Annotated in this window: 14 protein-coding genes and 1 pseudogene; 1 reads left to right on the forward strand and 14 read right to left on the reverse strand. The window is 63.1% G+C overall.

Going from position 1 to position 13,673, the window contains the following annotated elements; translation table 11 throughout:
* Positions 1 to 8 precede the first annotated feature (8 nt).
* The 4 genes and pseudogenes from OEG79_RS13675 to OEG79_RS13690 form a co-directional block, all read right to left on the reverse strand.
* Positions 9 to 611 (reverse strand): DUF4823 domain-containing protein, encoded by a 603-nt coding sequence (locus OEG79_RS13675; RefSeq protein WP_264145539.1) that lies wholly within the window; start codon positions 609 to 611, stop codon positions 9 to 11.
* A 73-nt stretch (positions 612 to 684) separates the two neighbouring features.
* Positions 685 to 1,580 (reverse strand): annotated as a pseudogene (locus tag OEG79_RS13680) (radical SAM protein).
* Between the two features lie 75 nt (positions 1,581 to 1,655).
* Entirely contained in the window at positions 1,656 to 2,624 is a 969-nt protein-coding gene (locus OEG79_RS13685) for a GTP 3',8-cyclase MoaA (RefSeq protein WP_264145540.1), read from the reverse strand.
* Positions 2,625 to 2,756: 132 nt separating this feature from the next.
* Entirely contained in the window at positions 2,757 to 3,377 is a 621-nt protein-coding gene (locus OEG79_RS13690; RefSeq protein WP_264145541.1) for a TetR/AcrR family transcriptional regulator, read from the reverse strand.
* 75 nt (positions 3,378 to 3,452) lie between these two features.
* Between OEG79_RS13690 and OEG79_RS13695 the strand changes: the two genes are divergently transcribed.
* Positions 3,453 to 4,586, forward strand: coding sequence for an aminotransferase class V-fold PLP-dependent enzyme (locus OEG79_RS13695; RefSeq protein WP_264145542.1), 1,134 nt, complete (start codon positions 3,453 to 3,455; stop codon positions 4,584 to 4,586).
* Positions 4,587 to 5,155: 569 nt separating this feature from the next.
* Here the strand turns inward: OEG79_RS13695 and OEG79_RS13700 are convergent.
* The 10 genes from OEG79_RS13700 to fabD all read right to left on the reverse strand — a co-directional run bounded on the left by OEG79_RS13700 (position 5,156) and on the right by fabD (position 13,550).
* Positions 5,156 to 5,938: a TatD family hydrolase gene (locus tag OEG79_RS13700; RefSeq protein ID WP_264145543.1), complete on the reverse strand. Its 783-nt coding sequence runs from the start codon at positions 5,936 to 5,938 to the stop codon at positions 5,156 to 5,158.
* A gap of 112 nt (positions 5,939 to 6,050) precedes the next feature.
* Entirely contained in the window at positions 6,051 to 6,407 is a 357-nt protein-coding gene (locus tag OEG79_RS13705; RefSeq protein ID WP_003245164.1) for a PilZ domain-containing protein, read from the reverse strand.
* Between the two features lie 123 nt (positions 6,408 to 6,530).
* The gene (locus OEG79_RS13710; RefSeq protein WP_264145544.1) at positions 6,531 to 7,523 is read right to left on the reverse strand and encodes a DNA polymerase III subunit delta'; all 993 of its coding nucleotides are present in this window, start codon (positions 7,521 to 7,523) and stop codon (positions 6,531 to 6,533) included.
* Complete coding sequence (tmk, locus tag OEG79_RS13715) at positions 7,516 to 8,148, reverse strand: dTMP kinase (RefSeq protein WP_264145545.1); 633 nt, start codon at positions 8,146 to 8,148, stop codon at positions 7,516 to 7,518. The genes OEG79_RS13710 and tmk overlap by 8 nt, the downstream gene beginning before the upstream one ends.
* A gap of 9 nt (positions 8,149 to 8,157) precedes the next feature.
* Positions 8,158 to 9,213, reverse strand: a complete 1,056-nt coding sequence (gene mltG / locus OEG79_RS13720) for an endolytic transglycosylase MltG (RefSeq protein WP_264145546.1) — start codon at positions 9,211 to 9,213, stop codon at positions 8,158 to 8,160.
* 3 nt (positions 9,214 to 9,216) lie between these two features.
* Positions 9,217 to 10,032: an aminodeoxychorismate lyase gene (pabC, locus tag OEG79_RS13725; RefSeq protein WP_264145547.1), complete on the reverse strand. Its 816-nt coding sequence runs from the start codon at positions 10,030 to 10,032 to the stop codon at positions 9,217 to 9,219.
* Positions 10,032 to 11,276 carry a beta-ketoacyl-ACP synthase II gene (fabF, locus tag OEG79_RS13730; protein WP_264145548.1) on the reverse strand — a complete coding sequence of 415 codons (1,245 nt, stop codon included), beginning with the start codon at positions 11,274 to 11,276 and terminating at the stop codon, positions 10,032 to 10,034. Before fabF ends, pabC begins: the two co-directional genes overlap by 1 nt.
* 111 nt (positions 11,277 to 11,387) lie before the next feature.
* Complete coding sequence (acpP, locus tag OEG79_RS13735; protein WP_003245177.1) at positions 11,388 to 11,624, reverse strand: acyl carrier protein; 237 nt, start codon at positions 11,622 to 11,624, stop codon at positions 11,388 to 11,390.
* Between the two features lie 228 nt (positions 11,625 to 11,852).
* Positions 11,853 to 12,596: a 3-oxoacyl-ACP reductase FabG gene (fabG, locus tag OEG79_RS13740; protein ID WP_264145549.1), complete on the reverse strand. Its 744-nt coding sequence runs from the start codon at positions 12,594 to 12,596 to the stop codon at positions 11,853 to 11,855.
* Between the two features lie 15 nt (positions 12,597 to 12,611).
* Positions 12,612 to 13,550 (reverse strand): ACP S-malonyltransferase, encoded by a 939-nt coding sequence (gene fabD / locus OEG79_RS13745; protein WP_264145550.1) that lies wholly within the window; start codon positions 13,548 to 13,550, stop codon positions 12,612 to 12,614.
* Positions 13,551 to 13,673 lie beyond the last annotated feature (123 nt).

Consider the following 13,673-nt stretch of genomic DNA (forward strand, 5'->3'; position numbering starts at 1 on the left):
TGGCCTGCTCAGCGCCCCAAGCCCAGCAGGCTGCGCGCGTAGTCATTCAGCGGCGGGCCGATCAGGTCCTGCGGCTGTACATCGTAGAACGTCAGAAATCCGCCGCGACTGCGAATCCGTGCCGTATCGACCAGAAAGCGCGTATTGGTTTCGATCAGCATCAACTGAATTACCGCACGGTCTGTACCGAGGCGATCCAGGGCTTCCTGCTCTTCCCACTCTTCCTGGGTGCCGATGCGGTCGTCGCTGTAGGCGAAGCGAGTGTACAACAGGTAGTGCGCGCCAGCGCCACGCGCTTCGGCCATTGCCTCGTCCAGGCCGACCGGCTGACGCGCTCGGCGCACCAGCGGGAAGTACTCGACGAACCCCTTGAAGGCTTCCTCGGCCACCACATTGGGCCGCGGATATCCATGTCCTGGCGGGACGAAGTGGCCCTGGGCGATATAGATGAAGGAGTCCTGCTGCAAACGCCGCGAAGCCATTCGCTCGGTACGGCCATGATCGAGAAACCCGGCATCACGCAGGTGGTACTCGGCGCCACTGGCCATGTCACTGACCTTCATGCAGCCAGCAAGCCCCAGCAGCGCTACCAGTAGAAGCAGGTTACGCATGAAAGAATCCTCCTCGTGCCGGTGACGGAAAACCGGCGGATGAGGGACAGATGCAGATTCTGCGCCAGCCTCGTCACAGCCCGCGCTGCCACTCCTGGCGCAGGTTCGCCTGCTGGGGCTGCTCGATGGCGCTACGCACCTGCGCCAGCAAACGCGCCTTGTCACGCCCCAGATTGCCCTTGAGCACCAGATAATTGGAGGCGTGATCGCTGCGAAACACCGTTTGCTGCAGCTCGAGCCCCTGCAGCAGACGCTCGACCTCGGTGAACAGCTGCAACTGCGTCAGTGGCAAGTAGTCGGCGAAGTGCTGGCGGAAACGCGCCTCGCCCAGGGGAAAGCTGACCACCAGAGTCGACAGGTACTCGGGTTGCGCCTCGTTCATCAGTCGCGCCGAATTGTCCGCATGCTGATCGCTGAGCGCCTGGCCACCCAGCCCGTTGAGAATCATCACCGAACGGGTGATGCCGGCCTGGCCGAGCTTGTCCAGAGCACTGAGGCTGGAGTCGTAGGTTTCACCCTTGTTGACCCGCGCCAGCACCTCATCGTCACCCGACTCGCAACCGACATAGGCCATCTTCAGCCCGGCATCGGCCAGCTCGCGAAGTTCCTCGACCGACTTCTTGCGCAGGTTGCGCGGCAGGCAGTAGCTGGAAACCCGGCGGACCTCGGGCATATGTTCACGGATGGCTTGCAGGATCGCCAGCAGGCGCCGGGTCGGCAGCACCAGCGCATCACCGTCGGCGAGAAACACCCGGTTGACGATCAGTTGCTCGCCGGCACGGCGGATCTCATCCAGCACCTGCGCTTCATCGCGGGCACGGAATTTCTTCTGCGGGGCGGGGGTAACTAATCGCAGAAGGTGCACTGGTTCCAAGAGCAGCCGTTGGTGACCGGCAGAATCAGCGACTGGGCTTCGCTCGGCGGGCGAAACACCGGCTCGATATAGTCGATGGGGAAACGGGCAGACATTCACAACACTCGCAAAGTGAAAGCCCGCACAGTCTATCCGGAGGTGGCGTGACTGCCGAGCCACGCTGCAGCGACTCAGCCACCGATGATCTTCATCACCGTCACGCCACCGGAGAAGGCCAGATCCTGCTTGTCGCCCAATGCCCTGACCAGCAGGCGCTGCAGCGCCGGCAAGGCCTCATGGCGGGGCTTGTCCAGCAGGTCACCGACGAAATGGCGGTTGCTCGACGACAGGCAGCCATGCAACCAGCCCGTGGAGGACAGGCGCAGGCGCGAGCAGGTACGGCAGAACGGCACGCTTTCATTGGCGATCACACCGAAATGCCCCACTCCCGGGATGGCGTAGCGCAGCGCGGTAGCGTCCACCGGAGCATCTGCCTGTACGTACTGATAGCGGCTGGCGATCAGCTCCAGCAACTCGGGCATGCCGATGAACTGCTGTTTGAAGGCACTGGGGTCACGGGCCAGATGCCCCATGCGCATCAGCTCGATGAAGCGCAGTTCGAAACCGCGCTCCAGGCAGTAGTCCAGCAGCGGCAACACCTGATCGAGGTTCTGCCCGCGCAACGGCACCATGTTGACCTTGATCTTCATCCCGGCTTCGCGCGCAGCATCCAGGGCGGGCAGCACGGTAGCCAGATCGCCGCCACGGGCAATCGAGCGAAAGGCCGCGGCATCGAGGGTATCGAGGGAAACGTTGAGGCGGCGGATGCCGCATTCGGCCAGCAGCGGCAACTTGCGCCCGAGCAACTGGCCGTTGGTGGTCAGGCTGATGTCATTGAGACCGAGCTGGCTGACCTGGCGCAGGAAGGACTCCAGGCGCGGACTGACCAACGGTTCACCGCCGGTGATACGCAGGCGCTCGATACCGGCAGCCTCGATCAGATAGGCCACACCGCGCGCCATGGCGTCGGCGGACAACTCATCCTGAGCAGCGACCAGACGCTTGCCGTTCGGCACACAGTAGGTGCAGGCGTAATTGCAGGCGGCGGTCAGACTGACGCGAAGGTTGCGAAAGCGTCTGCCCTGGCGATCAACGATCATGGCGTACTCCGTGAGGGATACCGGGAGTATATCGCCGTATCCGGCCGTGACACATGAATCATCGGCCGGCTGAATGAGCGGGGTCGCATTTGCCGCAAGTCGATGTCGCTGCGGCAACGAACCCGCCCTGGCTCAGTCGCGCTTGCGCTTGTTACCCATGCGCACGCCGATGTCCATGAGGAACTGGAAGAAGCCTTCCTGATCCTCGAGCACATTGCTCCAGAACGGCGAGTGATACAGCGCCACAGCACCGTGCACCAGCGCCCAGGCAGCGCAGTAATGGAAGTACGGCGGCACGTCTTCCAGCTTGCCTTCTGCGATGCGGCCTTTGATCAGCTGGGTCAGGCGCTCGAAGTTGGAAGCACGGATCTTGTGCAGTTGCTCGACCAACTCCGGCACCTGATTGCCCTTGACCACCTTTTCTTCCAGGCGGTCGAACAGGCGGTAGCGCTGCGGGTCGCGCATGCGGAATTCGAAGTAGGCACGTGACAGCGCCTCCTTGTCCCGGTCCACATCGGCCGAATGCAGCAGCTCGTTGAGATCGCGCTCGTAGTCGAGCATCAGGCGCAGATAGATCTCCGCCTTGGACTTGAAGTGTTTGTAGATGGTGCCTTTGCCGATGCCGACGGCATCAGCGATCATCTCGACAGTGACGCTGTCTTCTCCCTGTTCGAGGAAGAGTTTCAGCGCGGTATCGAGAATTTCTTGCTCGCGGCGACGGAATTCGCGGACCTTACGGGGTTCTTTCTGCATAAAGGGACTGCGGGGTCAAAAATCGAAGCCGTCTATTATGCCCAAATGACGCCAAATTGCACGGATCATCCGACCATGTACGTATTTCATGACGAGTTCCCCCTGGAAAAAGGACTGCGCTATCTGAACCATGCGGCAGTCGCCCCCTGGCCAAAACGCAGTGCTGAAGCGGTTCGACGGTTCTCGGAAACGAACGTGACCAGCGGAGCGCGTGACTATCCGGACTGGTTGAAGCTGGAGCGTAGCCTGCGTGAACGCCTGATGCACCTGCTGAACGCACCGAGCACCGGCGATATCGCACTGGTCAAGAACACCTCCGAGGCACTTTCCTTCGTGGCCTTCGGCCTGGACTGGCGTCCGGGCGACCAGGTCATCATCAGCGATGAGGAATTTCCCTCCAATCGTATCGTCTGGCTGGCGCTGGCCGCCCAGGGGGTCGAGGTGGTCGAAGTCAGCCTCAAGGGCGAGGACCCGGAGGCGACGCTACTCGCCGCCTTCACACCACGCACGCGCCTGCTGTCGGTCAGTGCCGTGCAGTTCGCCAGCGGCCTGCGCCTGGATCTGCCGCGCCTCGGTCGCGGTTGCCGTCAGCATGGCGTGCTGTTCTGCATCGACGCCATCCAGCAGCTCGGCGCCCTGCCCTTTGACGTCCAGGCATATGACTGCGACTTCGCCATGGCCGACGGTCACAAGTGGATGCTCGGCCCGGAAGGCCTGGGCGTGTTCTACTGCCGCGCGGGTGTGCGTGATCTGTTGAAGCTGCATGAGTACGGCTGGCACATGCTGGAGCATGCCGGCGACTACACCCGCCAGGACTGGCAACCGGCACGCAGCGCCCGGCGTTTCGAGTGCGGCAGCCCGAACATGCTCGGTGCCTTCGCTCTGGAGGCGAGCCTGTCACTGCTGGAAGAAGTCGGTATGGAAAAAGTCGGCGCACGGGTGGAAGAACGCGTACAGCGTCTGACCGATGGCATTGGCGCCCTGCCCGGCGCGGTGCTCCACAGTCCACTCGATCCGGCACGCCGCGCGGGCATCCTCAACTTCAGCCTGACCGGCTGGGACAACACGGCGCTGTACCAACGCCTGCACGAGGAACAGGTGATCTGCGTGCAGCGCGGGGCAGGTGTTCGCCTGTCGCCTCACTTCTACACCAGCGAACAGGTGATCGAAGAAACCCTGGGACTGCTGACCCAGCTGGCAAAGGGGTGAGGTTCTGGGCTCGACCTGCCGCGAGTCGCGCCCTACCGCCTGGCGACAAGCATGGATGGCCGATTTACAGCGCGCCGTCCTCGCTTGTTTGCCTTGCAGGACAGCTACCCGCAGTACCGGGAGCAGATTCGGCGGACTCAGCAGCGGCCGCGGTATTCCAAATCTGTTTAAAAAACACCCAATTTGGCCTGGACGCTCAGTCAGCATGGCCAATACTGGAACTTACTGGTGCGCGGCATCTCCCCCCAAGTGCCCCGCCAGCCAAGGTACCGTGGACCGCGTACCTTGATTTACTCCTAATGGTCTTGACCCGGATTCATCCCCCAGAATCCGGGTTTTTTTTGCCCGGCAGACCGGCGCTTTCGTGGAGTGGGTTTAGGCCCGTCATGGTCGTGGACTGCTTCTCTGGATCTGGGTGCGACATAACCCACCATGACTGCAACACCTCACATCGCCTGGTGCGCGCGGCGCACCTTACCGCCCACCACGCGTCAGACCACGTAGCCCGGAAGCAATCCGGGAAAGAGTGTCAATGAGGCCCCGGATTGCATCCGGGCTACGTTTTATCGTCAGGCGACGCTGGCCAGCGGGAACAGGCGCTTGAAGTTGTCCGAGGTCTGCTCGGCCAGCGTCTCGTAACTGACGCCGCGCAGCACCGCCAGGTACTCGGCCACCTCCCGCACGTACTGCGGCAGGTTGGGCTTGCCGCGGTGTGGCACGGGGGCCAGGTAAGGCGAATCGGTCTCCACCAGCAGGCGGTCGGCCGGTACCTGGCGGGCAACCTCGCGCAGCGCCTCGGCGTTGCGGAAGGTGACGATGCCGGACAGTGAGATATAGAAGCCGATATCCAGCGCGGCCTTGGCCATCTCCCAGTCCTCGGTGAAGCAGTGCAGAACACCAGCCTGCGGCAATGCCGCTTCGCGCAGCAGCGCAAGGGTATCGGCGCGGGCTTCACGGGTATGCACGATCACCGGTTTGCCGGTAATACGCGCCGCCTCCAGATGCAGACGGAAGGACGCCTGCTGCAGCGCAGCAGACTCCGGCTCGTAGTGGTAATCCAGACCGGTTTCACCAATGGCGACCACCTTCGGATGCTCCAACTCGCCCAGCAGCCAGTCCAGCGCCGGTTCAGCGCCTGGCTCGAGATCCAGCGGATGCACGCCCACCGAACAGTCGACATCCGCGTAGCGCTCAGCCAGGCCCTTGACCGTAGCAGCGTTGTCGGCGCTTACGCCGATACACAGGAAGTGGCCGACGCCGGCGGTACGCGCTGCATCCAAGGCAGCATCCAGCGAACCGCCATGGGCAGCGAGGTCAAGACGATCAAGGTGGCAATGGGAGTCGATCAGCACAGCGGGAGAACTCGGGCAAAGGGAAAGCCCGAATTGTAATCGAAAGCGGCAGCTGCCTGGACGTTGCGAGGGATGAGCAGACCGCGAGAAGAATTGACTCGCGGCCAGGGCATTACATGGTGTGCGTCGGGCGGTCGGACTTCAGCGCGCCGGCCAGATAGGTTTCGATCTTGTTGCGCGCGGTGTTGTCACCGTCGTTGAACTGCACGCCAACGCCAGCCGCGCGGTTGCCCTGGGCACCTTTCGGCGTGATCCACACCACCTTGCCGGCTACCGGAATCTTCTCCGGCTCGTCCATCAGATTGAGCAGCATGAACACTTCATCGCCGAGCTTGTAGCTCTTGTTGGTGGGAATGAAAAGCCCGCCGTTCTTGATGAAAGGCATGTAGGCCGCGTACAGCACGGACTTGTCCTTGATGGTCAGGGACAGAATTCCATTACGGGGGCCCAGATTGGGTGGCAGGCTCATCGGCACATTCCTGGCAGTTATTGCGTAATGCCGGATTCTAGGGCCTGTGCCGGCTCGCGTGCAAACCGCTGGCCAGCATACTGCTAGCAGAATGTGACGCTCTGCCGAATCCGCCGGCGTCCATCAACGGCGATCACTACCGGGCAATGCCGCCCACTGCACCAATAGCGCCTCGAGCAGCAGCACGCGGTTGAGATTGGCCTTGCCGATCACTTTCTGCCGCTGCGCAAGCAGCCATTCCTGAATGGCCAGAACCTTGGCCTGCGCGGTCTTGTCCGCCAGGTACTGCACTACCTTGCGCATATCGGCCTGCCCCAGACCCGCCTCGTCTCTGGTCAGCTGGTAACGCAGCATCAGTTGCGCCCAGTCGCAGAACCAGTCGAACAGCAGATTCAGCGGCAGCGCGTTCCAGCTTTCCGCCAACTGGCTCGGCGAGATCTGCTGCTTGAGCAGCTTCTTCACCCCTTCCACGGCCTGCGCACGCTGCTCACGTACGCCCTGAGCCTGCAAGCGCACGGCGGCCAGTGGCGAGCCTGCGGCGAGCGTCAGCAGATCGCTGCGCTCTTCATCTCCCAGCTCGGGCAGCGCCCGGGCCAGCCAGGCCAGGCTCATCGCCTCGCTCGGCAGCGGACAGGCCTGCTGCACGCACCGGCTCTTGATGGTCGGCAACAAACGACTGGGCTGGTGGCTGATGAGCAACAGCACGGTATTGCCGGACGGCTCTTCCAGACTTTTCAGCAGCGCGTTGGCAGCATTGAGGTTCATCGCCTCGGCCGGTTCCAGCAGCACGACCTTGCGCCCACCGAGCTGAGCGGTCTGCACCACGAAGTCGACCAGCTCGCGCACCTGATCGACCTTGATCGGCTTGTCCGCCTCCTCGGGTTCCAGGACGAAGTTGTCCGGATGAGTACCGGCGGCCAGCAGATGGCAGGATTTGCAGCTACCACAGGCATCCAGTCCGCTCGGACTGAGGCACAACAGGCGCGCCATCAGACGCTCGGCCAGGGCGCGCTTGCCGATCCCCGCCGGGCCGTGCAACAGGTAGGCATGGGCGTGCTGGCTGCGTCCGGCCAGTTGCTGCCAGAGCGATTGCTGCCAGGGATAGACATCAGCCACGGCAGGCCTCCAGCAGGCTCGGCAGCAAGGCATCGATATCGGTCTGAACCTGAGCCAGGGTCTGCCCGGCATCCAGCACGCGGTAGCGTTGCGGTGCCTGCTCGGCACGCTGCAGGTAAGCCTGACGCACCGCGTCGAAGAAGCTGCGGCCTTCCTGCTCGAATCGATCCAGACGCCCGCGAGCAGCGGCGCGCGCCAGGCCCGTCTCAATCGGCAGATCGAAGATCAGCGTCAGGTCGGGGCGCAGCTCACCCTGAACGAACTGCTCCAGCTGCGCGATGCGCTCGATGGGCAGCCCCCGCCCGCCGCCCTGATAGGCGTAGGTGGCATCGGTGAAGCGGTCGCACAGCACCACGCAGCCCCTGGCCAGCGCCGGGCGAATGACCTGCTGCAGATGCTGGGCACGGGCGGCGAAGACCAGAAGCAATTCGGTATCGGCCGCCATCGGCTCGTCACTGGGGTCGAGCAGCAGTTCGCGAATGCGCTCGGCCAGCGGCGTACCTCCGGGCTCTCGGGTCAGCAGCACATCCACGCCATGCTCGCGCAGGCGGTCAGCGAGATACTCGCGGTTGGTGCTTTTGCCGGCGCCTTCGGGGCCTTCCAGGGTAATAAACAGACCGGTCACGGATTGCCCTTATTCGGTTTCGGCCGCCGCGCTTGGCGCGGGGCTGGAGCGGTAGTCGGCACGACGCTTGAGCTGATATTCGCGCACAGCGCGATTGTGCTCGGGCAGGCTTCTGGAGAACACGTGGCTGCCATCGCCTCGCGCGACGAAATACAGAGTGGAGCCATCGAGCGGATTGAGCGCCGCATGAATCGCCTCACGGCCGACCATGGCGATCGGCGTCGGCGGCATGCCGTCGATGGTGTAGGTGTTATAGGGCGTCGGCGTGCGCAGGTCGGCCCGGGTGATTCGGCCGTTGTAGCGCTCACCCATGCCATAGATCACGGTGGGGTCGGTCTGCAGGCGCATGCCCATGCGCAGCCGACGGACGAACACCCCGGCGATCTCGCCGCGCTCCTCGGGCACGCCGGTTTCCTTCTCGATCATCGAGGCCATGATCAGCGCATCGTAGGGTTCGCGATAGGGCAAGCCCTCCGCACGTTTCTGCCACTCTTCGGCCAACACGCTTTCCAGACGCGCATTGGCCTGCTTGAGCAGATCCTCGTCGCTCATGCCACGCACATAACGGTAGGTATCGGGAAAGAAGCGGCCTTCCGGATTCTGCCCGGCCAGCCCCAGACGCTCCATCAACTGGGCATCGGTGAGATCGGCCAGACGCTGCTCCAGGCGCTCCTGACGCGCCAGGGCGGCGCGCACCTGGCGGAAGTTCCAGCCTTCGACCAGCGTCAGGCTGTACTGCACCACTTCGCCGCGCTGCCACAGAGCCAGCATGTCGCGTGCGCTGTGCTCGGGCAGCAGGCGGTACTCACCACTGTGCAGGGCCGGTGCGCGCAGGTTGAAGCGCCAGTAAAGGCGCAACCAGAAGGCATTGTCGATCACGCCCTCCGCTTCGAGGCGATTGAGCAGGCCGCTCGGCGTGGCACCGGACGGCACATCGAGAAGCATTTCTTCAGTGAGATGCAGAGGCTGTTCCAGCGCTCTCTGCTGCTGCCAGGCGGCCCCGACCACCAACAGCGCAGCCAGCAGCACGCCGTACTCGAGCAGCACCAAGATCTTGCGTAGCACCAGTTATTTACTCAGTAGGTCGCAGACGATGGCCTGCAGTTTACGGGTGAGCGGCCCGACCGACCAGTGTCGCTCTTGCAGCGCCCGTACAGGCCAGATGCCGTAAAGGCTGTTGCAGAGAAAGACTTCATCGGCGCCAAGCAGTTCTTCGAAGGAAATATCGCGTAACTCGATGACCAGTCCGAGGCTCCGTGCCTGCTGCAGGATCTCGGCACGCATCACCCCGGCCACGCCGCAGCGCGAGAGATCGGCCGTCACCAGAACGCCTCCGATGACCAGAAACAGGTTGCTGTACACACCCTCGATGACCCGACCACTGCTGTCGCGCATCAGTCCCTCGGCGCACTCGGCGTCCTGCCACTCGGCGCGCGCCAGCACCTGTTCCAGGCGATTGAGATGCTTGAGCCCGGCCAGCAATGGCTGCTCGGCCAGCCGCGTCACGCAGGGGAACAGACGCACCCCCCGCTCGGCATGTGCAACGGGATACTGCGGCAGAGGGGCCGACTGCAGGATACGCAGCGGCTGACAGGGTTGTGGCGGCGCATAACCGCGCTGGCCCTCACCACGGGTGACGATGAGCTTGGCCACGCCCGCGCCCAGTTGCCCGGCAAAGGCCTGCAACTCGCTTTCCATCAGCACAAGATCGAGGGGTATGGACAAGCGCCGGCAGCCTTCAGCCAGGCGCGCCATATGCCGAGCCAGCAGCGGGATACGTCCGCCGCGCACGGCGATGGTCTCAAACAGGCCATCGCCGTATGCCAGGCCACGGTCGCGAACCGACAACTGCTCGCCGGGCGCGCCGTTGACCCAGCTCGGCATCAGCCGTGGTACCGACGGAACAGCAGCGAACCGTTTGTGCCGCCAAAGCCGAAGGAGTTCGACAGGGCGATTTCGATCGGCATGGCCTTGGCCTGATGCGCAACGAAGTCCAGGTCGCAGCCTTCGTCCGGCTCATCCAGGTTGATGGTCGGCGGAGCGACCTGGTCGCGGATCGCCAGCACGGTAAAGATCGCCTCCACGGCACCGGCGGCACCGAGCAGGTGACCGGTCATCGACTTGGTCGAGCTGACTGCGAGCTTGTAGGCGTGATCGCCGAACACGCTCTTTACCGCTGCGGCCTCGGCCAGATCGCCTGCCGGCGTCGAAGTGCCGTGAGCGTTGATGTACTGCACCTGATCGGCGTTGATACCGGCATCGCGCAGGGTCGCCGCCATGCAGCGCGCAGCACCGGCGCCATCCTCGGGTGGCGAAGTCATGTGGAAGGCATCGCCGCTCATGCCGAAGCCAATCAGCTCGGCATAGATGGTGGCACCACGTGCCTTGGCGTGCTCCAGCTCTTCCAGCACCAGGGCGCCGGAGCCATCGGAGAGCACGAAGCCGTCACGGCCCTTGTCCCACGGACGGCTGGCCTTGGTCGGCTCGTCGTTGCGGGTCGACAGCGCGCGCGCCGCACCGAAACCGCCCATGCCCAGACCGCAGGCCGCCATCTCGGCGCCGCCAGCGACCATCACGTCAGCTTCACCATAGGCGATGTTGCGTGCGGCCATGCCGATGCAGTGGGTGCCGGTGGTGCACGCCGTGGCGATGGCGTAGTTCGGTCCCTGCAGCCCCAGATGGATCGACAGGAAGCCGGAAATCATGTTGATGATCGAGCCCGGCACGAAGAACGGCGAAATACGCCGCGGCCCCTGCTCGTGCAGCGATTTGCAGTTGTTCTCGATATTGGTCAGGCCGCCGATGCCGGAGCCCATGGCCACACCGATGCGCTCACGATTGGCATCGGTGATCTCCAACCCGGAATCACGCACGGCCTGGAAGCAGGCGGCGAGACCGTACTGGATGAACAGGTCGAGCTTGCGCGCCTCCTTGGCGGAGAGATATTCCTCGACATTGAAGCCCTTGAGCGACCCGCCAAAACGGGTGGAGTAGGCCGACAGGTCCATATGCTCGATCAGACCGATGCCACTGCGCCCGGCCAAAATGCCCTGCCAGCTGCTCGGCACATCGTTACCCAGCGGCGACAACATGCCCATACCGGTAACCACGACGCGTCTACGCGACACAGCAATCTCCTCTTGTTCTACTCAGGCGCCACATGCGCCTTGCACGTAAAGAAAAGCCGCACGCCTGATGAGGGCAGTGCGGCTTTTCTCGGTCAGAAAGCTGACTGTGACTTATTGCGCGTGGGCAGTCACGTAGTCGATGGCTTCCTGAACGGTGGTGATCTTCTCAGCTTGCTCGTCCGGGATCTCGGTCTCGAATTCTTCCTCGAGAGCCATCACCAGCTCAACGGTGTCAAGAGAGTCGGCACCCAGGTCTTCAACGAAGGAAGCGCTGTTGGTCACTTCCTCTTCCTTGACGCCAAGTTGCTCGGCAACGATTTTCTTGACGCGTTCTTCGATGGTGCTCATACCTTGTTTTCACTCCTATTGGACAAATCCAGGCAGCTGGTAGCGGCCAAGTGTATAGAAAGGGTTTTTAGCATTTCAAGCTGAATGCCGGGGAGCCCCCAGGAACACTTCAACGATCTGTCTATAAACCTGTTGCAGCTTTATAACGGATTTTAGACAGCCACTATGACAGTTTTCTGATGGCTCGCGTCACATTCGAGAGCCTCCGGACCTTCGGAGGCGCCCTTTTTAGCTCATGTACATACCGCCGTTCACCGGAATAGTAGCCCCTGTGACGTAACCTGCGCCATCGGAAGCCAGGAAACCGACGACCTTGGCAATCTCTTCTGCCTGGCCCAGGCGGCCCAGCGGAATCTGCGTCAGCAGCGCCTCGCGCTGCGCTTCCGGCAGCTCGCGGGTCATGTCGGTATCGATGAAACCGGGGGCAACCGAGTTGACAGTGATACCACGGGAACCGACTTCACGCGCCAGCGCGCGGCTGAACCCTTCCAGGCCGGCCTTGGCGGCGGCGTAGTTGGCCTGCCCGGCGTTGCCCATGGCACCGACCACGGAACCGATGTTGATGATCCGACCAAAGCGCGCCTTGGTCATGCCGCGCAGCACACCCTTGGACAGGCGATAGAGGCTGTTCAGGTTGGTGTCGATGACGTCGAACCACTCGTCGTCCTTCATGCGCAGCATGAGGTTGTCACGGGTGATACCGGCGTTGTTGACCAGAATGGCCGGCGCACCGAACTGCTCGGCAATCGCGCCCAGCACGGCCTCGACGGATTCGGCGCTGGTCACGTTCAGCTCCATGCCGGTACCACTGATGCCATGTTCCTTCAGTGTGGCGGCAATACGCTCGGCACCGGATGCCGACGTGGCGGTACCAATGACGGTGGCGCCCTGACGACCCAGCTCCAGAGCGATTGCCTGACCGATACCACGACTGGCGCCGGTGACCAGCGCGACTTTACCTTGCAGACTCATGTTCGTTCTCCTGTCTCAAGCCAACGCAGCACGAGCAGCGGCGAAAGCATCGGGGGTATCCAGATTGTGGGTATTGATGCCTTTGACGCAGCGCTTGTTCAGGGCGCTGAGCACCTTGCCCGGACCGCACTCGACCAGATCGGTCACGCCCTGTTCGGACAGACGCACCATCGACTCGACCCAGCGTACCGGGCTGTACAGCTGCGCCAGCAGATCGGCTTTCAGCGTAGCCAAGTCAGACACCACGGCAGCACTGACGTTCTGCACCAGCGGAATCTGCGGTGCCTGCCAACTCAACGCCTCGACCGACTCGGCAAAACGCTCGGCTGCCGGCTTCATCAGGGCACAGTGCGACGGCACGCTGACCGGCAGTGCCATGGCACGCTTGGCACCACGCGCCTTGCAGGCTTCGATGGCGCGCTCTACGGCTGCAGCGCTACCGGCGATCACCACCTGACCCGGCGCATTGAAGTTCACCGCGCTGACCACGTCACCCTGGGCGGCTTCGGCACAGGCGGCCAGCACATCGGCATCTTCCAGGCCGAGAATGGCAGCCATGCCGCCCTGCCCGGCCGGCACGGCCTGCTGCATCAACTGACCGCGACGCTCCACCAGTTTCACCGCATCGGCAAAGGCGATGCTGCCGGCAGCGACCAGCGCGGAATACTCACCCAGGCTGTGACCGGCAACGAATGCCGGCTTGGCGCCGCCTTCGGCCTGCCACAGACGCCACAGGGCAATGGAGGCAGTGAGGATGGCCGGCTGAGTCTTGTCGGTCTGGTTCAGTTGCTCTTCCGGACCTTGCTGGGTCAGCGCCCAGAGGTCGTAGCCGAGCGCCTGGGAAGCCTCAGCGAAGGTATCGAGCACCAGCTTCTGCTGGGCGCCGTGATCGGCGAGCATGGCCAGGGCTTGCGAGCCCTGACCGGGGAAGACGAATGCGAGGGATGCAGGCATGGATAAGTCCCTTGAGTCGAAAAACCAGCGCCAGGCGAGCCTGGCGCAGCAAACTGACAGTTGGATGACAGGCTGCGTGACGCGGTCACATTCCACCGCAGCCCATACCCTGAAGGGTGCCTC

Source organism: Pseudomonas sp. Z8(2022), from assembly GCF_025837155.1.
Lineage (GTDB): Bacteria > Pseudomonadota > Gammaproteobacteria > Pseudomonadales > Pseudomonadaceae > Aquipseudomonas.

What these genes read in the sequence shown, in the direction of transcription:
- OEG79_RS13675 (WP_264145539.1), bottom strand. Translation starts at nt 611, where the DNA reads ATGCGTAACCTGCTTCTACTGGTAGCGCTGCTGGGGCTTGCTGGCTGC.
- OEG79_RS13685 (WP_264145540.1), bottom strand. Translation starts at nt 2,624, where the DNA reads ATGATCGTTGATCGCCAGGGCAGACGCTTTCGCAACCTTCGCGTCAGT.
- OEG79_RS13690 (WP_264145541.1), bottom strand. Translation starts at nt 3,377, where the DNA reads ATGCAGAAAGAACCCCGTAAGGTCCGCGAATTCCGTCGCCGCGAGCAA.
- OEG79_RS13695 (WP_264145542.1), top strand. Translation starts at nt 3,453, where the DNA reads ATGTACGTATTTCATGACGAGTTCCCCCTGGAAAAAGGACTGCGCTAT.
- OEG79_RS13705 (WP_003245164.1), bottom strand. Translation starts at nt 6,407, where the DNA reads ATGAGCCTGCCACCCAATCTGGGCCCCCGTAATGGAATTCTGTCCCTG.
- pabC (WP_264145547.1), bottom strand. Translation starts at nt 10,032, where the DNA reads ATGCCGAGCTGGGTCAACGGCGCGCCCGGCGAGCAGTTGTCGGTTCGC.
- acpP (WP_003245177.1), bottom strand. Translation starts at nt 11,624, where the DNA reads ATGAGCACCATCGAAGAACGCGTCAAGAAAATCGTTGCCGAGCAACTT.
- fabG (WP_264145549.1), bottom strand. Translation starts at nt 12,596, where the DNA reads ATGAGTCTGCAAGGTAAAGTCGCGCTGGTCACCGGCGCCAGTCGTGGT.
- fabD (WP_264145550.1), bottom strand. Translation starts at nt 13,550, where the DNA reads ATGCCTGCATCCCTCGCATTCGTCTTCCCCGGTCAGGGCTCGCAAGCC.